This is a genomic window from Actinacidiphila sp. bgisy167 (genome assembly GCF_057707665.1).
The window spans coordinates 112559-133238 of record NZ_JBYIQP010000002.1; the positions used below are offsets into that span (position 1 = coordinate 112559).

Annotated in this window: 20 protein-coding genes; 17 read left to right on the forward strand and 3 right to left on the reverse strand. The window is 72.7% G+C overall.

What is annotated here, in order from left to right:
• Positions 1-286 precede the first annotated feature (286 nt).
• The 4 genes from iolC to iolD all read left to right on the forward strand — a co-directional run bounded on the left by iolC (position 287) and on the right by iolD (position 5049).
• Positions 287-1234: a 5-dehydro-2-deoxygluconokinase gene (gene iolC, locus AC3ET4_RS01570; RefSeq protein ID WP_431944987.1), complete on the forward strand. Its 948-nt coding sequence runs from the start codon at positions 287-289 to the stop codon at positions 1232-1234.
• A 32-nt stretch (positions 1235-1266) separates the two neighbouring features.
• Entirely contained in the window at positions 1267-2145 is an 879-nt protein-coding gene (locus AC3ET4_RS01575; protein ID WP_431944989.1) for a Cgl0159 family (beta/alpha)8-fold protein, read from the forward strand.
• 76 nt (positions 2146-2221) lie between these two features.
• Positions 2222-3178, forward strand: a complete 957-nt coding sequence (gene iolB / locus AC3ET4_RS01580; RefSeq protein WP_431944991.1) for a 5-deoxy-glucuronate isomerase — start codon at positions 2222-2224, stop codon at positions 3176-3178.
• The gene (gene iolD, locus AC3ET4_RS01585; RefSeq protein ID WP_431944993.1) at positions 3178-5049 is read left to right on the forward strand and encodes a 3D-(3,5/4)-trihydroxycyclohexane-1,2-dione acylhydrolase (decyclizing); all 1872 of its coding nucleotides are present in this window, start codon (positions 3178-3180) and stop codon (positions 5047-5049) included. Before iolB ends, iolD begins: the two co-directional genes overlap by 1 nt.
• 176 nt (positions 5050-5225) lie before the next feature.
• Here iolD and AC3ET4_RS01590 read toward each other — a convergent pair whose 3' ends face one another.
• On the reverse strand, positions 5226-6212 hold the full coding sequence (locus AC3ET4_RS01590; RefSeq protein ID WP_431944995.1) for an alpha/beta fold hydrolase: 987 nt from the start codon (positions 6210-6212) through the stop codon (positions 5226-5228).
• 142 nt (positions 6213-6354) lie between these two features.
• On the opposite strand from AC3ET4_RS01590, the gene AC3ET4_RS01595 reads away from it, so the two are divergent.
• The 10 genes from AC3ET4_RS01595 (at position 6355) to AC3ET4_RS01640 (ending at position 15985) form a co-directional block, all read left to right on the forward strand.
• A complete protein-coding gene (locus AC3ET4_RS01595; protein WP_431944997.1) occupies positions 6355-6960 on the forward strand; it encodes a helix-turn-helix domain-containing protein in 606 nt (201 codons plus the stop codon).
• 459 nt (positions 6961-7419) lie between these two features.
• Positions 7420-8220, forward strand: a complete 801-nt coding sequence (locus AC3ET4_RS01600; RefSeq protein ID WP_431944999.1) for a GntR family transcriptional regulator — start codon at positions 7420-7422, stop codon at positions 8218-8220.
• Positions 8221-8353: 133 nt separating this feature from the next.
• Entirely contained in the window at positions 8354-9316 is a 963-nt protein-coding gene (locus AC3ET4_RS01605; protein WP_431945001.1) for a sugar ABC transporter substrate-binding protein, read from the forward strand.
• Positions 9313-10335 carry an ABC transporter permease gene (locus AC3ET4_RS01610; protein WP_431945003.1) on the forward strand — a complete coding sequence of 341 codons (1023 nt, stop codon included), beginning with the start codon at positions 9313-9315 and terminating at the stop codon, positions 10333-10335. The genes AC3ET4_RS01605 and AC3ET4_RS01610 overlap by 4 nt, the downstream gene beginning before the upstream one ends.
• Positions 10332-11111, forward strand: coding sequence for an ATP-binding cassette domain-containing protein (locus AC3ET4_RS01615; protein ID WP_431945005.1), 780 nt, complete (start codon positions 10332-10334; stop codon positions 11109-11111). The genes AC3ET4_RS01610 and AC3ET4_RS01615 overlap by 4 nt, the downstream gene beginning before the upstream one ends.
• Before the next feature lie 195 nt (positions 11112-11306).
• Entirely contained in the window at positions 11307-12425 is a 1119-nt protein-coding gene (locus AC3ET4_RS01620; RefSeq protein WP_431945007.1) for an ROK family glucokinase, read from the forward strand.
• A 32-nt stretch (positions 12426-12457) separates the two neighbouring features.
• Complete coding sequence (locus AC3ET4_RS01625) at positions 12458-12952, forward strand: hypothetical protein (protein WP_431945009.1); 495 nt, start codon at positions 12458-12460, stop codon at positions 12950-12952.
• 83 nt (positions 12953-13035) lie between these two features.
• A complete protein-coding gene (gene pcaDC / locus AC3ET4_RS01630; RefSeq protein WP_431945011.1) occupies positions 13036-14334 on the forward strand; it encodes a bifunctional 3-oxoadipate enol-lactonase/4-carboxymuconolactone decarboxylase PcaDC in 1299 nt (432 codons plus the stop codon).
• 133 nt (positions 14335-14467) lie between these two features.
• Complete coding sequence (locus tag AC3ET4_RS01635) at positions 14468-15115, forward strand: MBL fold metallo-hydrolase (RefSeq protein WP_431945013.1); 648 nt, start codon at positions 14468-14470, stop codon at positions 15113-15115.
• 81 nt (positions 15116-15196) lie between these two features.
• Positions 15197-15985 carry an exodeoxyribonuclease III gene (locus tag AC3ET4_RS01640; RefSeq protein WP_431945015.1) on the forward strand — a complete coding sequence of 263 codons (789 nt, stop codon included), beginning with the start codon at positions 15197-15199 and terminating at the stop codon, positions 15983-15985.
• Here the strand turns inward: AC3ET4_RS01640 and AC3ET4_RS01645 are convergent.
• Complete coding sequence (locus AC3ET4_RS01645; RefSeq protein WP_431945017.1) at positions 15901-16770, reverse strand: hypothetical protein; 870 nt, start codon at positions 16768-16770, stop codon at positions 15901-15903. The two genes, AC3ET4_RS01640 and AC3ET4_RS01645, sit on opposite strands and share 85 nt — an antisense overlap.
• 272 nt (positions 16771-17042) lie before the next feature.
• Here AC3ET4_RS01645 and AC3ET4_RS01650 point away from each other — a divergent pair, with 272 nt between their 5' ends.
• The 3 genes from AC3ET4_RS01650 to AC3ET4_RS01660 all read left to right on the forward strand — a co-directional run bounded on the left by AC3ET4_RS01650 (position 17043) and on the right by AC3ET4_RS01660 (position 19927).
• The gene (locus AC3ET4_RS01650) at positions 17043-17483 is read left to right on the forward strand and encodes a DUF6278 family protein (protein WP_431945019.1); all 441 of its coding nucleotides are present in this window, start codon (positions 17043-17045) and stop codon (positions 17481-17483) included.
• Positions 17484-17785: 302 nt separating this feature from the next.
• Positions 17786-18070: a TfoX/Sxy family DNA transformation protein gene (locus AC3ET4_RS01655; protein ID WP_431945021.1), complete on the forward strand. Its 285-nt coding sequence runs from the start codon at positions 17786-17788 to the stop codon at positions 18068-18070.
• Between the two features lie 792 nt (positions 18071-18862).
• The gene (locus AC3ET4_RS01660) at positions 18863-19927 is read left to right on the forward strand and encodes an SGNH/GDSL hydrolase family protein (RefSeq protein ID WP_431945023.1); all 1065 of its coding nucleotides are present in this window, start codon (positions 18863-18865) and stop codon (positions 19925-19927) included.
• Here AC3ET4_RS01660 and AC3ET4_RS01665 read toward each other — a convergent pair.
• Positions 19837-20592 carry a hypothetical protein gene (locus tag AC3ET4_RS01665; RefSeq protein ID WP_431945025.1) on the reverse strand — a complete coding sequence of 252 codons (756 nt, stop codon included), beginning with the start codon at positions 20590-20592 and terminating at the stop codon, positions 19837-19839. The genes AC3ET4_RS01660 and AC3ET4_RS01665 overlap by 91 nt on opposite strands.
• Between the last annotated feature and the right edge of the window lie 88 nt (positions 20593-20680).

A 20680-nucleotide genomic window follows, 5' to 3' on the forward strand; every position in this document is an offset into this window, starting at 1 on the left:
GTTCCAACACCTCATTGCGGTGGGAGGGAGAAGGGGACGGACGTGTTCACATGGCCGGTGCTGCACGGGAGCAAACCCCTCGCGGGGTCCCCTGTCAAGGTTTTGTCAAGACATCAATGCATATGGACATGACGGCAGAGGGGGCGTCCGCTCCGACGCCGGCCCTGCCTGACGGACCGTTGGTTCGTATGTAAGGACATAGCGTTGACATCCCGCGACCGGGAGGGCTAGACCTGACAGGGCCGCAGAGCGGGGCCCCGGTGACACGCGACGAGGAGTCACACCCATGACCGAGCCGTACGACCTGATCACCATGGGCCGGATCGGCGTGGACCTCTACCCGCTGCAGACCGGAGTCCCGCTGCCCCAGGTCGAGACGTTCGGCAAGTTCCTCGGCGGCTCGGCCACCAACGTCGCGGTCGCCGCGGCGCGCCTCGGCCGTACCACCGCCGTCATCACCCGAACCGGCGACGACCCCTTCGGCGCCTACTGCCGCCAGGCGCTGGGGGAGTTCGGGGTCGACGACCGCTACGTCGGCACGGTGGCCGCGTACCCGACGCCGGTCACCTTCTGCGAGATCTTCCCGCCGGACGACTTCCCGCTCTACTTCTACCGGCTCCCCAAGGCCCCCGACCTCGAGATCCACGCCGGCGAACTGGACCTCGACGCCGTGCGGGCCGCCCGGGTCTTCTGGACGACGGGGACCGGGCTGTGCGCGGAGCCCAGCCGCACCGCCACCCTCGCCGCCCTCGAGGCCCGGGGATGGCGCGGCACCACGGTCTTCGACCTCGACTGGCGCCCCATGTTCTGGAACGACCCCGAGGAGGCCCGGCCCCACTACGCGCGGGCCCTGTCGTCGGCCACCGTCGCTGTCGGGAACCTCGACGAGTGCGAGGTCGCCACCGGGGTACGGCAGCCGCGGGCCGCCGCCCAGGCACTGCTCGACGCCGGCGTCGAACTCGCCGTCGTCAAGCAGGGCCCGAAGGGCGTCCTGGCCGTCCACCGCGACGGCAGCACCGCCGAAGTGCCGCCGGTGCCCGTCGAGGTGGTCAACGGGCTCGGCGCGGGCGACGCCTTCGGCGGCTCGCTGTGCCACGGCCTGCTCGCCGGCTGGGACCTGGAGCGGATCATGCGCCACGCCAACGCGGCGGGCGCGCTCGTGGCCTCCCGGCTGGCCTGCTCCTCCGCGATGCCCACCGCGGCGGAGGTCCAGGACCTCCTCGGCCGCGGCTGACGGCCCGTCCTCTGCCCGAAAGCGAGCTCCTGATGAGCATCAGCATCTCCGACCTGGTGAACGTGCGGACCCACCACCCCGAGGCGATCGCCGAGGCCGCCGCCCGCCGCGCCCGCCGCCCGCTCGTCGGCGACGGCGGCCGGCTGATGATCCTCGCCGCGGACCATCCCGCGCGCGGCGCCTTCGCCGTGGGGGACCGCGAGTTCGCGATGGCCAACCGCGTCGACCTGCTGGAGCGGCTGTGCACGGCGCTCGCCCGCCCCGGGGTGGACGGGGTCCTCGGCACCGCGGACATCCTGGAGGACCTGCTGCTGCTCGGCGCGCTGGAGGGAAAGGTCGTCATGGGGTCGATGAACCGCGGCGGCCTGGCCGGCGCCTCCTTCGAGCTCGACGACCGCTTCACAGGCCACCGCGCCCAGGACATAGCCCGGCTCGGCTTCGACGCGGGCAAGCTGCTGCTGCGCATCAGCTACGACGACAGCGGTTCGCTGAGCACCATGGTCGCCACCGCCCGCGCCATCGACGAGATGGCCGAGCACCAGCTGCCGGTCTTCGTCGAGCCCTTCATATCCCGGCGCGTCGCCGGGCGGGTGCGCAACGACCTCAGCGCGGAGGCCGTCACCACGTCCATCGCCATCGCCTCGGGGCTCGCGGGAACCTCCGCCTACACCTGGCTCAAGGTGCCCGTCACCGAGGACGTCGACGACATGGCCACCGTCATGGAGACCTCCACCCTCCCCGCCGTGCTGCTGGGGGGCGAGGCGGGCAGGGAACAGGACGCGGTCTACGAGAAGTGGCGCAAGGCGCTGCGCCTGCCCACGGTCCAGGGCCTGGTCGCCGGCCGCAGCCTGCTCTATCCGGCGGAGGGCAGCGTGGAGACCGCCGTCGACACCGCCGTCGGTCTGCTGTGACAGCCCGTTGCGACAAGCCGCCGCGACATGCCGTTGCGACACCCCCGTCGAACCGTGAGAAGTGCGAGGCCCTTGCATGACCAGCTACGAGGAGCACCTGGCGGCCGGGAAGGCCGCCGCCGGCCCGTACGCCGTCGACGTCGACCCCGGCCGGGTCGGCTGGGACCACTCCTCCCTGCGGATCCTGGAACTCCCGCCCGGCGGACGGCACGAGTTCGCCACCGGCGACAGCGAGTGGATCGTGCTGCCGCTCTCGGGCGGATGCGAGGTCGCAGCCCAAGGCGAGTGCTTCCGGCTCACCGGGCGCGAGAGCGTCTTCACGGCGGTCAGCGACTTCGCGTATGTGCCGCGCGACGAGACGGTCACCCTCACCACCGCCTCCGGCGGCCGCTTCGCCCTGGCCGGGGCCCGCTGCGAACGGCGGCTGCCCGCCCGCTACGGCCCGGCCTCCGCCGTCCCCGTCGAGCTGCGGGGCGCCGGCGGCTGCAGCCGCCAGGTCAACAACTTCGGCGCCGCCGGGGTCTTCGCCTGCGACCGCCTGATCGCGGTCGAGGTGCTCACCCCGGCGGGCAACTGGTCGTCCTTCCCGCCGCACAAGCACGACGAGGAGCGCGAGGGCGAGTCGCGGCTGGAGGAGATCTACTACTTCGAGATCGCCCCGGCGCACGGCACGGAGGGCATCGGCTACCAGCGGATCTCGCCCTCCGGCAACGGACGCCGCACGGACGTGCTCACCGAGGTGCGGGACGGCGACGTCGTCCTCGTCCCCGACGGCTGGCACGGCCCCTCGATGGCCGCCCCCGGCCACGACATGTACTACCTCAACGTCATGGCCGGCCCGGGGGAGCGCGCCTGGCTGATCTGCGACCACCCCGACCACGCCTGGATCCGGTCCACCTGGCAGGACCAGCCGGTCGATCCGCGGCTGCCCCTGTACACCGCCCCCTCCGGCCCCTCCGGCCCCTCCGCCCCCGCCGGCCCCTCCGCCTCCCACACCCCCTCCGCCCCCGACGACGCCCACGAGAGGTCCTGATGAGCAGCCAGTCCGTACGCCGCCTCACGGTCGCCCAGGCGCTGGTGCGGTTCCTGTCCGCGCAGTACACCGAGCGCGACGGGGTCCGCCGCCGGCTGGTCGCCGGCACCTGGGGCGTCTTCGGCCACGGCAACGTCGCCGGCATCGGCCAGGCGCTGGTGGAGTACCGGCAGGAGATGCCGTTCCACCAGGGCCGCAACGAGCAGGCGATGGTGCACGCCGCCGTCGGCTACGCCCGGCAGCTCAACCGGCTGTCCGCGCAGGCCGTCACCACCTCCATCGGCCCCGGCGCGACCAACCTCGTCACCGGCGCCGCGCTCGCCACCGTCAACCGGCTGCCGGTGCTCCTGCTGCCCGGCGACTCCTTCGCCAACCGCGTGCCCGACCCGGTGCTCCAGCAGCTGGAGCACACCCAGTACGGCGACGTCTCCGTCAACGACGCGCTGCGGCCGGTCTCGCGCTGGTTCGACCGGGTCACCCGGCCCGAGGCCCTGATCCCGTCCGCGCTGCACGCGATGCGCGTGCTCGCCGACCCCGCCGAGACCGGCGCCGTCACGCTCGCCCTGCCGCAGGACGTCCAGGCCGAGGCGTACGACTGGCCCGAGGAGTTCTTCGCCGAGCGCGTCTGGCACGTACGCCGCCCGGCCCCCGAGGCCGCCGAACTCGCCGCCGCCGCCGAGGCCGTGCGCGCCGCGCGGCGCCCGCTGATCATCGCGGGCGGCGGCGTCCACCACAGCGAGGCCGAGCCGGCCCTGCGCGCACTCGTCGAGGCGACCGGCATCCCCGTCGCCTCCACCCAGGCCGGCAAGGGCTCGCTGCGCCACGACCACCCGGCCGACCTCGGCGGAATCGGCCACACCGGGACCGCCGTCGCCGACGACATCGCACGCACCGCCGACCTCGTCATCGGCGTGGGCACCCGCTACACCGACTTCACCACCGCCTCCTCCACCCTCTTCGCCGCCCCCGGGGTGCGCTTCCTGGGTCTCAACGTCACCGGCTTCGACGCCCACAAGCTCGGCGCCCGCACCCTGGTCGGCGACGCCCGCGCGAGCCTCGAAGCCCTCGCCCGGGCCGTGGCGGGGCACCGCGTCGCGCCGGAGTACGAGGCCGAGTACCGCGCCGGGAAGGAGCGCTGGGAGCGCGTCGTGGACGCCGCCTACGCCGCGGCCGACGCCGACCGCCCCACCCAGACGCAGGTGCTCGGGGCCCTCGACGCGGTGGTCGGCGACGACGACGTGCTGATCAACGCCGCCGGTTCCCTCCCCGGCGACCTGCACAAACTGTGGCGAGCCCGATCCCCGCGCCAGTACCACCTGGAGTACGGCTACTCCTGCATGGGTTACGAGATCCCGGCCTCCATCGGTGTGCGCATGGCGGCGCCCGACCGGCCGGTCTGGGCGCTCGTAGGCGACGGCACCTATCTGATGATGCCGACGGAGATCGTCACCGCCGTCCAGGAGGGTGTGAACATCAACCTCCTCCTCATCCAGAACCACGGCTACGCCTCCATCGGCGGGCTGTCCGCCGAGGTCGGCGCCGAGCGCTTCGGCACCGCCTACCGCTACCGCGCGGCGGACGGCTCCTTCACCGGCGACCCGCTCCCGGTGGACCTCGCGGCCAACGCCGCCAGCCTCGGGATGGACGTGCTGCGGGCCGAGACGGTGCGCGAGCTGCGCGACGCACTGGCCGCCGCCCGCGCCTCCGACCGTCCGACCTGCGTGTACGTCGAGACCGACCCCGCCCCGACGGCTCCCGCCGCTCAGGCCTGGTGGGACGTGCCGGTCGCCGAGACCGCCTCGCGCGAAGCGGCCGTCGAGGCCCGCAAGTCCTACGAGCGGCACCTGGCGGACCGCCGCCGCCACCTGTGAAGCGCTGGTTCTGAGAGGGGTTCTGCCAACGGCCACCTGCGCATTCGTGAGCAGCGCCGGTGTGTTGGAACTCTCTCACCTGGTCGTTTGCGAGAATCACGCAGCCCGCGGCCGAGGCCGCTGCGCTCGGGTACGCGGGCCGACTGTGTACAGAAGCCCCGGTCGCGCCTGGCGGTTCAGCCCGTGAGGGTGTTGAGCCAGCCGGTCAGAAGTCGGTTGGTCTCCTCGGGGCGTTCCTGCTGGATCCAGTGGCCGCAGCCCTCTACGAGGTGGGAGGCGGTCAGGCCGGGGAGGGTGGTGGGGAAGGCGTCGATGGCGTCCGACATCCAGGTGGTGGAGGCATCCAGGGCGCCGCCGATGAACAGGGACGGCTGCGTGATCGGGGCTCCGCGGTAGGGGGCGAGGTCCTCCCAGTCGCGGTCCACGTTGCGGTAGCGGTTGAGGGCGCCCGTCAGACCGGTGCGCTCGAACTCTCCGGCGTAGACGTCGAGGTCGTCCTCGGCCAGCCAGGCCGGGAGGACGCCGACGGGAAAACGGTCACGCAGCCGGCCGCCGTGGGCGACGAAGTGCGGGTCGGGCTCGCCCTGGGCGGGCATGGTGTCGGCGGACAGGGCGGCGTAGAAGCCCGCGAGCCAGCCCCGCACGTCAGGCTCGATCTCCGTCTCGGCGCGGCCGGGCTCCTGGAAGTAGGAGACGTAGAACTCCTGCTCGGGGCCGCCGATCCGGCCGAAGACGTCGGTGGGGCGGGGGCCGCCGGGTGGCGCGTACGGGACGCTCAGCAGGGCGACGGCCCGGAAGACCTCGGGGTGGAGCAGGGCGGAGGTGGCGGCGATGGTGGAGCCCCAGTCGTGGCCGACGACCACCGCGTTCTCCTCGCCGAGGGCGTGCACGAGGGCGACGTTGTCCTCCACCAGGTCCAGCATCCGGTAGGCATCGGTCCTCGCGGGCTTGGAGGAGCGGCCGTAGCCGCGTACGTCGAGCGCCACCGCCCGGTAGCCGGCCGCGGCGAGGGCCGGGAGCTGGCGGCGCCAGGAGTACCAGGACTCGGGGAAGCCGTGCACGAGCAGGACCAGCGGGCCGGTGCCCTGCTCGACCAGGTGCAGGCGCCCGGCAGGGGCCTCGACGGTGCGGTGGCGGAGCGCGGCGGACGGCTTGGGCTGCATGGGGGGTCTTCTCTCGGTTCGCGGGCGGACGCAGGTACGCATCGATCATGCGGCGCAGCGACCGTCGACCGCGATTTCCTGTGCCAATCTGGCAAACTTGCAGGCCAGAAGGCGAAGCGGCGTCCGGAAGGGGGCAGAGCGGGTGACAGGCGACGACGTGGCCGACACGCTGGCGGCGATGGGCCCCCGCCTGCGGGCCGCACGCGAACTCCGCGGCTCCACGCTCACCGGCGTCAGCTGCGCGACCGGCATCTCCCCGAGCACGCTGTCGCGGATCGAGACCAGCCGACGCAAGCCCACTCTGGAAGTGGTGCTGCGGTTGGCGAAGGAGTACGGCGTCCGTCTGGACGAGCTGGCAGGCACCGCTCCCGCCGCCGAGCCCCGCGCCTCCGCGCTCCAGCGTTTCGGCGACGACAAGGCGGTGCTGCCGCTGACCCGGTACGTCGGGGGCCTGCACGCCCATAAACACGTCCTCCCCGCCGTCCAGGAGCCGCCCGCGCGGCCCCGGCAGGTCTCCCATGACGGCTGGGAATGGCTGTGCGTCCTGTACGGGCGGCTGTGGCTCGCGCTCGGCGACCAGGACCTCGTCCTGAGTGCCGGGGACGTCGCCGAGTTCGACACCCGCAGTCCCCATGGGGTCGCGAACGCCGGCCACAAAGGCCCGGTCGAGTACCTGATCATGTACGGGCCGCAGGGAGAGCGCCTGCGACCGCGCACCCCGCCCGCCCCCGGCCCCAGGGCCCGGTAGCGAGCAGCGAACGAACGGCATGGCGTCCCGGATACGCCCGGGATGTCAGGCCTCTTCCTCGTCGTCCTCAGCGGCGTCGGGGTCGCGGAAGGGGCGCAGGCCCTGGCCGGGGCCGCCGGCCTTGACGGTCGCGACATCCTCGGCTCCACCCCGCCGTCGAGGTCCAGCCGGGTGTCCAGCGTGTACAGGCTGTCGCGCGGCGTGCCGCGCACCACCATCGCGCCGATCTCCGCCATCTGGTCGTTCACCGCATCGAGTAGCCAGGTCACGCCGCGTTCGGGATTTCCTGTACCTCGACTCGCACACCCGGCCCTCCCGGCACCGGGCCGCCGGTCCTGCCGACCTGCGCCGGCCCCCGCACACCCACGAGTGCGCCCAGAACCCGAGAACCCGAGAATCCGAGAACCCGAGAATCCGAGAATCCGAGAAGGCATGGCGACCGCATGTTCGGACAATCTGATGTCAGAGTTCCCTGAGGCCGAGACCGGCGGATACGCTCCCCCTGTGTCCAAAGCAGAGTCCGCGCCGCTCGAATTCGAGGTGGACCGCTCCAGCCCGGTGCCGCTGTACTACCAGCTCGCCCAGCAGCTGGAGAGCGCCATCGAGCACGGCAGGCTCGCCCCCGGAAGCCTCCTGGGCAATGAGATCGACCTCGCCGGACGGCTCGGCCTGTCCCGGCCGACCGTTCGGCAGGCCATCCAGTCCCTGGTGGACAAGGGGCTGCTGGTGCGCCGGCGCGGCGTGGGCACCCAGGTGGTCCACAGCCAGGTCAGGCGGCCCCTGGAGCTGAGCAGCCTCTTCGACGACCTCCAGGCGGCCGGGCAGAGTCCCGCCACCCGCGTGCTGCGCAACGAGACCGAGCCGGCCTCCGCCCGGGTCGCCGCCGCCCTGGGAGTCGCCGAGGGCAGCGAGGTCGTCGTCCTCCAGCGGCTGCGCCTCACCCATGGCGAGCCGATGGCCCACCTGTGCAACTACCTGCCGACCGGACTCCTCCCCCTGGACGACGCCAGGCTCGAGGCCACCGGCCTGTACCGCATGATGCGTTCCGCCGGGATCACCCTGCACAGCGCCCGCCAGTCGGTCGGGGCACGCTGCGCCACCGAGGAGGAGGCCGTGCTGCTCGCCGAGGAGTCCGGGGCCGCGCTGCTCACCATGAGCCGGACGACGTACGACGACACGGGGCGTGCCGTCGAATACGGCACGCATATCTACCGCGCCTCCCGCTACGCCTTCGAGTTCCAGCTGCTCGTGCGCTCCTGAGGGTCCCGGAACACCCCCCTCCGCAACCATCGCACCCTGTGACGGATACTTGGTCGGTTCCAGGACCCGCAGGGAAAGGCACGACGTGGAGAGCGCGAACAGGGGAAGGCATGCGCTCGGTGCGCTACTGACAGTGGTCATCGGTGTGGCGCTGGCGGGCTGCAGCAGCACCGGAGGCCTGCGCGCGGAGCAGCGGGCCAAGGAAGCTCAGGCCAATGGTTCGGCCGTCGACACCCCGAAGTGGACGGTCGCCATGGTCACCCACGCCGGTGCCGGCGACAGCTTCTGGGACATCGTCCAGAAGGGCGCCCGGCAGGCCGCGGCCAAGGACAACATCAAGTTCCTGTACTCCAACAGCGACCAGGGCAAGGACCAGGCACAGCTGGTGCAGACGGCCATCGACCAGAAGGTCGACGGCCTCGTCGTCACACTCGCCAAGCCCGAGGCCATGAAGGACGTCGTCGAGAAGGCTGAGAAGGCCGGCATCCCCGTCATCACGATCAACTCCGGCTCCGCCCAGTCCAAGGAGTTCGGCGCCCTGGCCCACATCGGCCAGGACGAGACCATCGCCGGCGAGGCCGTCGGCGACGAGCTCTCGGCGCGCGGCAAGAAGCACGCCCTGTGCGTGCTGCACGAGCAGGGCAACGTCGGCCACGAGCAGCGCTGCGCGGGCGTGAGGAACACCTTCGACGGCACGACGGAGAACCTCTACGTCAACGGCACCAACATGCCGGACGTCCAGGCCGCCCTGCAGGCCAAACTCGCGGCCGACCGCTCCATCGACGCCGTCGTGACCCTGGGCGCGCCCTACGCCGCCACCGCCGTCAAGGCGAAGGAGCAGGCGGGCAGCCAGGCCGAGGTCGACACCTTCGACCTCAACGGCCAGGTCGCGGGGGCGCTGGAGGCCGGCACCATAGGCTTCGCTGTCGACCAGCAGCCCTACCTGCAGGGCTACGAAGCCGTCGACCTGCTGTGGCTCTACCGCTACAACGCCGACGTGCTCGGCGGCGGCAGGCCCGTGCTCACGGGCCCGCAGATCGTCACCAAGGACGACGCGGCCGCGCTGAAGGACTACGCGAAGCGGGGCACCCGATGACCGCGGACAGCTTGGTGCCCCCGCGGCGGCTCGGGCGTCGCCTGTTCAGCCGCCCCGAGCTGGGCGCTGTCGTCGGCGCCGTGGCCGTCTTCGTCTTCTTCTCCGTGGTGGCCGACTCCTTCCTGCGGCCGGCGAGCCTCGGGACGGTCCTCTACGCGGCGTCCACCATCGGGATCATGGCGGTGCCGGTGGCGCTGCTGATGATCGGCGGCGAGTTCGATCTGTCGGCGGGTGTCCTGGTCACGTCCTCCGCCCTGGTGTCGTCGATGTTCAGCTACCAGATGACGGCCAACGTCTGGGTCGGCGTCGGCGTCTCGCTGCTCGTCACCCTTGCCATCGGCTTCCTCAACGGCATCATGCTGGCCCGCACGAAGCTGCCGAGCTTCATCATCACCCTCGGCACCTTCCTCATGCTCACCGGCCTCAACCTGGGCCTCACCAAGCTCATCGACGGCACGGTCAGCACCAAGTCCATCGCCGACATGGAGGGTTTCGCCTCCGCGCGAGCGCTGTTCGCCTCCCACCTGACCATCGGAGACGTCGACCTCCAGGTCACCGTCCTGTGGTGGATCGCCCTGGTCGCGGTCGGCACCTGGGTGCTGCTGCGCACGCGCGCCGGCAACTGGATCTTCGCGTCCGGCGGCGGCCCCGACGCGGCGCGCGCGGTCGGCGTCCCCGTCACCCGTACGAAGACGGGCCTCTACATGGCCGTCGCCTTCTGCGCCTGGATCTCCGGACAGCACCTGCTGTTCTCCTTCGACGTCGTGCAGTCGGGAGAGGGCATCGGCAACGAGTTCCTCTACATCATCGCCGCCGTGATCGGCGGCTGTCTGATGACCGGCGGTTACGGCTCCGCGATCGGCTCGGCGGTCGGCGCGTTCATCTTCGGCATGACCAGCAAGGGCATCGTCTACGCCGAGTGGAACCCGGACTGGTTCAAGTTCTTCCTGGGCGCCATGCTGCTGCTGGCGACGCTGCTCAACGCCTGGGTGCGCAAGCGGGCGGAGGCGGCGAAGTGACGGCCCTGGTGAAGCTGACCGAGGTCAGCAAGGCGTACGGGCACGTGCGCGCCCTGGAGGACGTCTCCCTGGAGGTGCACGCGGGGCAGATCACCTGCGTCCTCGGAGACAACGGCGCCGGGAAGTCCACCCTGATCAAGATCATCGCGGGGCTGCACCAGCACGACCGGGGCACGTATGAGATCGAGGGCGTGCCCGCGCGGCACACGTCCCCCCGCGAGGCGCTCGACCACGGCATAGCCACCGTCTACCAGGACCTGGCCGTCGTCCCGCTGATGCCGGTGTGGCGGAACTTCTTCCTCGGCTCCGAGCCGCGCAAGGGCCGCGGGCCCTTCAAGCGCCTGGACGTCGCCATGATGCGGGAGACCACGCGCACCGCTCTGCGTGACATGGGCATCGACCTGAGCGACGTGGACCGGCCCATCGGCACCCTGTCGGGCGGGCAGCGCCAATGCGTCGCCATCGCCCGGGCCGTGCACTTCGGGGCCAAGGTGCTCGTCCTCGACGAGCCCACGGCCGCGCTCGGCGTCCGGCAGTCCGGCGTCGTCCTGAAGTACGTCGCCGCCGCTCGGGACGCCGGCCTCGGCGTGGTCCTCATCACCCACAACCCCCACCACGCCCACCTCGTCGGCGACCGCTTCGTCCTGCTGCGCCGCGGCACGATGACGGGCTCCTACGCCAGGGAGGACATCACGGTCGACGAGCTCACCCGGGAGATGGCGGGCGGCACCGACCTGGAGTCCCTGGCCCACGAGCTGCGCCGCCCGACGCAGTGACGGCGGGCGGGCGGCCCGGCGGCCCGCGCGGCCGATCCGCCCGCCGCCCCGGGCCGCGGCCAGCCACCGCGCCCCCCGGCAACACTTAGAATCACCACGAGAAACGCCCCCGACCCCGGAGAGACGAGCTTTGCGAGCGACGACCGAGCAGCAGTTCGGGACCGAGTCTGGGATCGGATCCACGGGGGTGAACCGATGAGCATGTACCGCGGTGCCGCCCGCTCCTCCAGCAGCTCCACCCTCCTGAGCACGGTGGGCCGCCGCGAGCGCCGCTCGCACTTGACCGCGCCTCGCGTCCCCACGGTCGGCATCGACATCGGCGGCACCAAGGTGATGGCCGGTGTCGTCGACGCGGACGGCAACATCCTGGAGAAGCTGCGCACCGAGACGCCGGACAAGAGCAAGAGCCCGAAGGTGGTGGAGGACACCATCACCGAGCTGGTCCTCGATCTGTCCGAACGGCACGACGTCCACGCCGTCGGCATCGGCGCGGCCGGCTGGGTCGACGCCGACCGCTCCCGGGTGCTGTTCGCACCCCACCTGTCCTGGCGCGACGAGCCGCTGAAGGCCCGTCTCACCGAGCGTCTGCGGGTCCCCGTCATGGTGGACAACGACGCGAACACCGCCGCCTGGGCCGAATGGCGCTTCGGCGCCGGCCGCGGCGAGAACGATCTCGTCATGATCACGCTCGGCACCGGCATCGGCGGCGCCATCCTGGAGGACGGCCAGGTCAAACGGGGTCGCTACGGCGTGGCCGGCGAGTTCGGCCATATGCAGGTGGTGCCCGGCGGCCACCGCTGCCCCTGCGGCAATCGCGGCTGCTGGGAGCAGTACAGCTCGGGCAACGCCCTGGTGCGCGAGGCCCGTGAGCTGGCGGCGGCCGAGTCCCCGGTCGCGTACGGGATCATCGACCGGGTCGACGGCCAGGTGCGGGAGATCACCGGCCCGCTCATCACGGAGCTCGCCCGTGAGGGCGACGCGATGTGCGTGGAGCTCTTCCAGGACATCGGCCAGTGGCTGGGCGTCGGCATCGCCAACCTCGCCGCCGCCCTGGACCCCTCCTGCTTCGTCATCGGCGGCGGCGTCAGCGCGGCCGACGACCTGCTGATCGGCCCTGCCCGCGACGCCTTCCGGCGCCATCTGACCGGCCGCGGCTACCGGCCGGAGGCCCGTATCGTCAAGGCGCAGCTCGGTCCGGAGGCCGGCATGGTCGGCGCCGCGGATCTGGCGCGGCTCGTCGCGCGCCGCTTCCGGCGGGCCAACCGGCGGCGGGTCGAGCGGTACGAGCGCTACGCGAAGGCCGTCGGCAAGTGAGTGCCGCGCCCCCGAGGAGGCCGCCGCGCTGGGTGCAGTGGACGGTCGTCCCCCTGCTGATCCTGGTGCCGATCGGCTATGTGATCATCTCCGCCGAGCAGAGCCGGGACAGCGGCGAGGAGAAGCAGCAGCAGGCCGCCGCCACCACGCTCACCCACCTGTGGCCCACCAAGCTGCAGCGGCGCATCTACCAGGTGACGATCCCGTCCGGTTCCCGGCCGGTGGCGTACCTGGAGACCAACGACTGGGCGGCGAGCTCCTTCTATGTGCAGTTCCGCACCAACCAGATCGGCCTGGACGTCTTCCTCTCCCAGTACGGCAAGACCCGCTCCGCCCTCAGGGACGGCGTCGTCACCGTGAGCCCGAAGCAGGCCCGCACCGTACGCTGGAGCTTCGGCCAGGACCGCACGTGGGCCGGACTCAAGCTGAAGCAGCACGGCGACAAGCCGGACCACAACATCACGGTCGACTTCTCCAACAGCGACCACCCCGTGGTCTATGTCGTGTCCACGATAAACTTCCGGTGATCGCAGGCCAAGCGCCGCAAGGCAGCAGCGCTCTGACGGGGCCGGCCGTCGCCGTCCGGGGACGCTTCGATAGCGTGGCGCGAGTGAGCGACGAGCAGAGCCCCAAGACCCTCCAGCACCGCATCGACGGCCCGCAGGACGCGCCGGTCCTCGTCCTCGGCCCCTCACTGGGCACCACATGGCACATGTGGGACCGGCAGATTCCCGAGCTGACCCGGCAGTGGCGGGTGCTGCGGTACGACCTCCCCGGCCACGGCGGCGCCCCCGCCGACCCCTCGGTCTCCACCGTCGAGCTCGCCGACCGCCTGCTGCGCACCCTGGACGAGGCCGGCGTCGAGCGCTTCGGCTACGCGGGCTGCGACCTCGGCGGCGCCATAGGCACCCACCTCGCGCTGCGCGCCCCGCAGCGCGTCGCCTCCCTCGCCCTGATCTCCTCGGCGGCCCGCTTCGGCACACCCGACGCGTGGCGGCAGCTGGGTCTGCTGGTCCGCGCCAACGGCCTGGACCAGCTCGCCCTGAGCGCCCCCGAGCGTTGGTTCGCCCCCGCCTTCCGCGCCGCCCAGGCCGCCATCGTGGACTGGTCCGTCCAGATGGCCCGGGCCGTGCACCCCGAGTGCTACAGCGCCGCCTGCGAGGCGCTGGCGACCCATGACGTGAACACCGGGCTGGGCCTGATCACCGTGCCGACGCTGGTCCTGGTCGGAGCCGAGGACCAGGTGACACCGCCCGCCGACGCCCGGGCCCTGATCGCCGGGATACCGGACGCGCGGCTCGCGGTCGTCCCCGGAGCCGCGCACCTGGTGCCGGTCGAGCAGCCGGCCGCCGTGAGCGAGCTCCTGGTACGCCACTTCGAGGCCACCTGGACCGCGCAGCCCGCCGCCGCGCCCGTCCCCCAGTCGCCCGCGCCGCCCGCGCCCAGCGCTTTCGATCCTGAACCGCCGGCCCCCCTGCGGCCCGCGCCGCAGCTCCACGGCGACACCGCGGCGGCCGGCCGCCCGGACCCGTACGCCGAGGGGGACCGCATCCGGCGCGAGCTCCAGGGCGACGCGCGCGCCGACCGGCCCGGGGCGGCCGAGCCGGCCGGCGAGTACGGCGGGGACTTCGAGGAGTTCGTCACCCGCTACGCCTGGGGCGAGGTCTGGAACCGCCCCGGCCTCGACCGGCGGACCCGCAGCGCCATCACCCTGACGGCGCTCGTCGCCGGCGGCCACCACACCGAACTCGCCGCGCACACCAGGGCCGCGCTGCGCTCCGGCCTCACCCCCGCCGAGATCGAGGAGGTGCTGCTGCACACCGCCGTCTACTGCGGGGTGCCCGCCGCCACCTCCGCCTTCGCGGTGGCACGGCGCGTCATCCGGGAGGAGACTCGGCCCCGGGAGTGAGCCCGCGCGGCTCGGCACGGTCCCCGGCCCGGTAGCCGTCCGCCCGTCGGCATCTCCCAGGGTGCGGCGTGTGCGGCCCGCACCTCGTCGGCCATGATGGCCGTGCCAAAGATCACCGCTCCGGAGGAGAGTCATGAAGCTGACGAAGAAGGGCCACGCCTGCGTCCGCCTGGAGAAGGACGGGCGCGTGCTCGTCATCGACCCCGGAGCCTTCACCGAGCCGGGCGCGGCCGTGGGGGCGGAGGCGATCCTCGTCACGCACGAGCACGCGGACCACTTCGGCGAGCAGCAGCTGCGCGCCGCGCTGGAGGCCGATCCGGCGGCGGAGATCTGGGCCCTGAAGAGCGTCGCCGACCAGGTCGCCGCCGCCTTCCCGGGCCGGGTCCACACCGTCGGCGAGGGCGACACCTTCAGCGCCGCCGGCTTCGACGTCGAGGTGCACGGCCAGATGCACGCCGTGATCCACCCCGACATCCCGCGCATCACCAACGTCGGGTACCTCCTCGACGGCTCCGTCTTCCACCCCGGCGACGCGTTCACCGTCCCCGGCCGGCCCGTCGAGACGCTGCTGCTGCCCGTGCACGCCCCCTGGAGCAAGGTCTCCGAGGTCATCGACTACCTCCGCGAGGTGAAGCCGGCGCGCGCCATCGACGTCCACGACGGACTGCTCAGCGACCTGGCCCGGACCGTCTACGACCGGCTGCTCGGACCCGACGGTCCGGGTGTCGGCGGCGCCGGGCACAGCAGGATGGCCCCCGGCGACAGCGCCGACCTGGGCTGACGCCCGGCCGGCGGCCTGCCGCGGACCGCCCCGGGACCGCCCCGGGACCGCTTGTCGGAGGCGGGCGGTACATTCGGGTCCATGCGCATCGCCACCTGGAACGTCAACTCGATCACCGCCCGCCTGCCGCGGCTGCTGGCCTGGCTGGAGAAGAACAGCCCCGATGTGCTGTGCATCCAGGAGACCAAGTGCGCCGAGGAGCAGTTCCCGTTCGACGACCTGCGCGCCCTCGGCTACGAGACCGCCGTCAACGCCACCGGCCGGTGGAACGGCGTGGCCCTGCTGTCCAAGGCGGGTCTCGAGGACGTCGTCGTCGGCCTGCCCGGCGGCCCGCTGTACGAGGAGGTCGACGAGCCCCGCGCGCTCTCGGCGACCTGCGGCCCGGTCCGGGTCTGGTCGGTGTACGTCCCCAACGGCCGCGAGGTCGGCCACGAGCACTACGCGTACAAGCTGCGCTGGTTCGAGGCGCTGCGGGCGGCGGTCGCCGAGGACGCGGCGGGCGAGCGCCCCTTCGCCGTCCTCGGCGACTACAACGTGGCCCCCACCGACGACGACGTGTGGGATCCGTCGGTCTTCGAGGGGATGACCCATGTCACCCCGGCCGAGCGTGAGGCGCTGGAGCACCTGCGCCAGGCCGGGCTCGACGACGTGGTGCCCCGCCCGCTGAAATACGACCGCCCCTACACCTACTGGGACTACCGCCAGCTGGCCTTCCCCAAGAACCGCGGCATGCGGATCGACCTCGTCTACGCGAACAAGGCCTTCGGCGAGGCGGTCACCGACGCCTACGTCGACCGCGAGGAACGCAAGGGCAAGGGCGCGTCCGACCACGCACCCGTCGTGGTCGACCTCGACGTCCCCGCCGCCTGACCGGTCCACCTCGCCCCGACGGGCAGGCCCACCGCGAAGCGCCCGCCGGCCCTGCGTCGGAACTCGACGTGGCCGCGCAGCCCGGGCGGACCGGGCAGGTGCAGGGTGGCCGGGTGCGCCACCTCGCGCAGGTCCACCACCACGGCGTCGTCCGGCAACCCTGCCAGCGCGGCGGCCAGCTCGGGGTCGGCCCCCGGCCGGGCATGCCCCACCGGGGTGCCCCGCAGGTCGGGCCGGTAGGAGAACACGTGCGTGGTCTCGGCGAGCCGTTCCAGCACCACGGTGTGGTCCGCGGCCCCGGCCATCCCTTCCGGCCCGGGACGCGGCGCTGTGCGGTCCAGGGCCGCCAGCCCAGCCCGGGCCAGCCGGGTGACCCAGTCGACCAGTGAGGGGGCGACATACGCCCAGGTGTCGAGGAAGACGCCGGTCGCGGCGAACACCCGGCCCCAGGCGCCGGTGACCTCGTCCACGTCGACGAAGAGGGTGTCGCCGCCGGACTCGTGCAGCAGATGCGCGGAGCCGGCCGGCCCCACGGCCCAGCCCCCGGGGTGCAGGCCGCGCTCGGGTCCCAGCCAGTACTCCTCCAGCCCGCCGAGCCGGATCGACCGCACCCTGCCGACCAGGTGCCGCACCTCGTGGGGCAGCGGCACTCCCCATGCCGCGATCTCGGCGTCGTCCGCGCCGGGGGCCAGCCGGACCGTGCCCGGTGCCCGCGCCCCGAGCTCCTCCAGCAGCCGCCAGGCGCGGTCCGCCGCCCTCGTCCCGGCTTCCCGTTCGTCCCGCATCGCATGGCCCTTCTCGCTCCGGGAGCCTTACGTACCGTATTGTGCGGCAACGGAACGTATACAACGGGCGGATGTCGATGGGCCGCGTCCGCGCTCGCGCTCCCGCGGCACGCCGCCGTGCTCGTGGAGGTCGGCGGGGGAGCCGCCGACGACGTGTGAGGCGGGCCGTCCTGAGCGCGGCGCGTGCGGCCGTTGCGTCCGTCGTGAGGGTGAACGCACGACATGGACCGTTCGCGGGACCCAGCCGAAGATCGACGCCCTACTCTGGCGGCATGGGCATCTCCTTTCTGGATAGATTGCGCAAAAGGTACGGCGAGGTTCGCGGTGCGACCGTGCCGCAGTCTCTCGCGGAGGACCGGGAGGGAGTCGCCGGACTGCTCTCGGAGTGCGAGCTGCTGCGCGCCAGGGCGGAGACCGAGGGGGTGGAACTGGACGACACCGCCGCCTCGTTGGAGCGTCTGGACCAGCTGGTGCCGCGCTGGCGCGACGACCCGGACGAGCAGTCCTGGCTGGGCAACGACGCCGGGCTCTACCTCGGGACGGTCGTGGTGCGCAATGTGCCGGGTGCGAGCTGGCAGATCTGGCCGAACGGACGGCCCGTCATCCTGCTGGCCTGCGGCCGTGAACTCGACGTCGTCGAGGCGGGCCACGAGTGGGCGCAGAGCGGCACCCCGGAGCTGTCCCAGGTCTACGCCGAGGCCTCCGAGATCTGAGCCCGCAGCGGGACCCACCGTGGCCGCGGCCGGGGCCGTGCCGGGCCCGTGTCGGGCCGCGACCCTGCACGTTCGGCCGCGTGCGGTCTCGCCTGCACCGAAGCGGACGGGCGGGCGGCGGAGCGCCGGCACCGACCCGCCCGGCACCGACCCGCCCGGTCCCGACACGGCCGGGGGCGCCGCGTTCCTCCGGTCCTTCCGGCCCCGGTTCGGCTTCGCCAGAGACGACTCCGCCCGGACGGCGAGCGTGTCTGGGCCGGGATCACCGTCTGACGGGGCGTCGGGAGGTGCATGATGGGGGCATGGACTCCCTGCAGCAGATGCCCAACATCGGCGCGGTCCTGGCCGAGCGCCTCCGCAGTGCCGGTGTGCCGGACGCCGACGAGCTGCGCCGCCTCGGGGCCGGAGGGGCCTTCGCGATGATCCGCGACGGGCTCCCCGAGGACGCCTGCACCCACACCCTGCTCGCCCTCGAGGGAGCTATCCGCGGTACCCGCTGGACCGCCATCCCCAAGGCCGACCGCGATGCGCTGGTCGGCCGGGTGCTCGGTGAGGGCCATGCGGGCGCGCCCGCGGCGGGACGGTAGCGTCCCGGTCCGCTCGACCGGCCGCCGAGGGGCGGCCCCGCCGCCGCAGCCATGCGTCGGCGGTCGGTGGAGGACACCGCGTCGGTGATCAGGCGGCGCGTTCGTCGCGCTGACGCACGTCCGCTGAGCCGACGTCACATACGTTCCGGCCACGCGGACCGTTCGTGTGCAGCCGCGCCGACGGCCCGCCTCAGCCAGGGCTGCCTGGGCCCGTACTGCCCGCGCTCCCCGGTCGCGGCCTGCCGCAGCTGTCGCCGCCCTGGTGGTGGGGACAGGCCTGGGACCGCGGGCCGCCGCCGCAGCAGCGGCGTGGACCGGCCGCCCATCGGCGTGTGCGTGCCGGCGCTGTCCAGATGGGCCGCCGCCGTCCTGGCGCCGGTGGGTCGCAAGCCGCGCCCCGGGCTGGAGCGAACGGACTGTCCAGCGCCATGCCGTACCCGGCCCCGCGTCGGGCACGGAAGCCGGGCCCGGCCTGTGCGATGCGCGTGCCGTCGGCGGCGAACGGCCGGCCCGCCGCGCGGCCGGAGGCCGGCAAGGAAACGACGACGGGGTCTCAGCGCCCGGCCGGCGACCGCGTTTCGCCGTCCTCCGCCGACGGCAGTTCGGGACCGAAGGCGAGTCCGGGGCGGCCCTCGGCCGCGCTTCCCCCGGCCCGGACGGCGACCGGTGAGGTGGCGAGTCGGGTTTCTGAGGGAACATCAGTCCATCGAGCGAACTTGCGACATACCCATTGACGTCGGCCACGGCGCGCGCGGAGTCTGAAACCGTCAGCGTCGACAGGGGGAGGACCCGATGGGTTGCGGACGTGCGTCGATCCTGGGAGCGGCCGCGGCTGCCGCGCTCGTGTTCGCCGCGGTGAGCACGGTTCCGGCCGTCGCGTACCCGAGCGACGGCCGGCATCACGTCCACACCCACGGTCACGGTCATGGCAGCGGCCACCGGGGCGCCTACGTCGCGCTCGGGGACTCCTACACATCGGGGCCACTCATCCCCGACCAGGTGGACGCCGCGTGCGGCCGGTCGAACCGGAACTATCCCTCGCTGGTGGCACAGCGTCTGAGAGGCACCGAGCTGACCGACGTGAGCTGCGGCGGGGCCACCACGGCCGAGATGTGGAAGGCGCAGGGCGGCAACCCCCCGCAGTTGGACGCGCTCAGCAGGCGCACCTCCCTGGTCACCGTGCAGATCGGCGGCAACGACATCGGCTTCGGCAGCATCATCAGCACCTGCGCCGGCGCGGCGGTCTCCGACCCGACCGGCAATCCCTGCGAGAAGCACTACTCGGCGGGCGGCACCGACCGGCTGCGGGCCGCGGTCGAGGCGGCGGCGCCCAAGGTCGACGCGGTGCTGGACGCCATCCGCCACCGCGCGCCGCGGGCCCGCGTCGTGGTCGTCGGCTACCCCGCCCTGCTCCCCGACAGCGGCGCCGGCTGCCGTCCGGCGGTGCCTTTCGCCGACGGGGACTTCGCCTACCTCCGGGACACCGGTAAGCGGCTCAACGCCATGCTGGCCCGGCGGGCCAAGGCCGCCCACGCCACCTACGTCGACACCTACACCCCGACCGTCGGGCACGACATGTGTGCGGCTCCCGGCGTCCGCTGGATAGAGCCGCTCACGCCCGCCGCCCAGGCCGCCCCCGCGCACCCGAACGCCCTGGGAGAACAAGCCATGGCGCCGCCGTCCTCAAGGCGCTCTGCGTACGCGGCCGCATATGACGGAGCCGCGAGGGTCTCGTGCCCTCGCGGCCGCCCGTGCCCTCGCGGCCGTCACTCCGCGGCGACGGCCACCGGGCGACTGGCGGGTGCGCTGGCTTCGCGGGTGACGTCAGCGACGACCTCCACCACATCGGGCCCGTAGGCCTCGGAGTTGACCACCTTCAGCAGCAGGCAGAAGGTGCCGTCGACACCATAGGTGCGGGAAAGTCGCTGGTAGTGGCGGGCGAGGTAGCGCACGGCGGCCTGGTTGGTCACCCCGCGCTGGCCGGAGGCGAGGAAGACCGGGCGATTGTTCCCGGTGTTCTCGTCGGCGGCCAGCCGGGCCAGGAAGACGTACTCCACCGCGCCCTTCTCCATGCGGTAGGTCTCGCCGCCCACGGTCAGGGCGCCCTGATCCTCGGCGGGTCCGGTGAAGTCGTGGACCCGAAAACCTGGGAGCATGGAACGCAGGTGCGCCGCCATGCGGTGGTTCGATATCGGGCCGCCGATGCAGAACTCCGTGCGCGCCCCGAAACCCTGCCAGGCGGTGTCGTGGGGCAGTATCTCGGCGTGCGCCCCGCACTCCTTGATCAGGGCGGACAGTTCGATCAGCGCGAAGACGTCGTGGCGCGCGACGCTCCAGCCGCGGGTCGAGCCCGGATCGCGGTTGACGACCAGGAGGCATTCCGAACCAGTGGGGAGCCCGAAGAATCGCTGTTTGCGCCGCAGTTTGCGCCGCCACAGGTACGTGCGGACGAACCAGCCCAGCGCGGCGCTGACGCCGCTCGCGACCAGTCCCAGGACGATATTGCGCACGTCGTCGCTCATGGGCCGCGATCGTAGTTGAGGCGTTCCTGACGAGAAAGGCAGGGTGGGGTTAGGCTGCCCGGACGGTCGTCCCAGTGGAGGTCCACGT

What these genes read in the sequence shown, in the direction of transcription:
- AC3ET4_RS01610 (WP_431945003.1), top strand. Translation starts at nt 9,313, where the DNA reads ATGACCGCGGACAGCTTGGTGCCCCCGCGGCGGCTCGGGCGTCGCCTG.
- AC3ET4_RS01660 (WP_431945023.1), top strand. Translation starts at nt 18,863, where the DNA reads ATGGGTTGCGGACGTGCGTCGATCCTGGGAGCGGCCGCGGCTGCCGCG.
- AC3ET4_RS01620 (WP_431945007.1), top strand. Translation starts at nt 11,307, where the DNA reads ATGAGCATGTACCGCGGTGCCGCCCGCTCCTCCAGCAGCTCCACCCTC.
- iolD (WP_431944993.1), top strand. Translation starts at nt 3,178, where the DNA reads ATGAGCAGCCAGTCCGTACGCCGCCTCACGGTCGCCCAGGCGCTGGTG.
- iolB (WP_431944991.1), top strand. Translation starts at nt 2,222, where the DNA reads ATGACCAGCTACGAGGAGCACCTGGCGGCCGGGAAGGCCGCCGCCGGC.
- AC3ET4_RS01655 (WP_431945021.1), top strand. Translation starts at nt 17,786, where the DNA reads ATGGACTCCCTGCAGCAGATGCCCAACATCGGCGCGGTCCTGGCCGAG.
- AC3ET4_RS01640 (WP_431945015.1), top strand. Translation starts at nt 15,197, where the DNA reads ATGCGCATCGCCACCTGGAACGTCAACTCGATCACCGCCCGCCTGCCG.
- AC3ET4_RS01600 (WP_431944999.1), top strand. Translation starts at nt 7,420, where the DNA reads ATGTCAGAGTTCCCTGAGGCCGAGACCGGCGGATACGCTCCCCCTGTG.
- AC3ET4_RS01650 (WP_431945019.1), top strand. Translation starts at nt 17,043, where the DNA reads ATGGGCATCTCCTTTCTGGATAGATTGCGCAAAAGGTACGGCGAGGTT.
- AC3ET4_RS01590 (WP_431944995.1), bottom strand. Translation starts at nt 6,212, where the DNA reads ATGCAGCCCAAGCCGTCCGCCGCGCTCCGCCACCGCACCGTCGAGGCC.
- AC3ET4_RS01635 (WP_431945013.1), top strand. Translation starts at nt 14,468, where the DNA reads ATGAAGCTGACGAAGAAGGGCCACGCCTGCGTCCGCCTGGAGAAGGAC.
- AC3ET4_RS01645 (WP_431945017.1), bottom strand. Translation starts at nt 16,770, where the DNA reads ATGCGGGACGAACGGGAAGCCGGGACGAGGGCGGCGGACCGCGCCTGG.
- AC3ET4_RS01665 (WP_431945025.1), bottom strand. Translation starts at nt 20,592, where the DNA reads ATGAGCGACGACGTGCGCAATATCGTCCTGGGACTGGTCGCGAGCGGC.
- AC3ET4_RS01575 (WP_431944989.1), top strand. Translation starts at nt 1,267, where the DNA reads ATGAGCATCAGCATCTCCGACCTGGTGAACGTGCGGACCCACCACCCC.
- iolC (WP_431944987.1), top strand. Translation starts at nt 287, where the DNA reads ATGACCGAGCCGTACGACCTGATCACCATGGGCCGGATCGGCGTGGAC.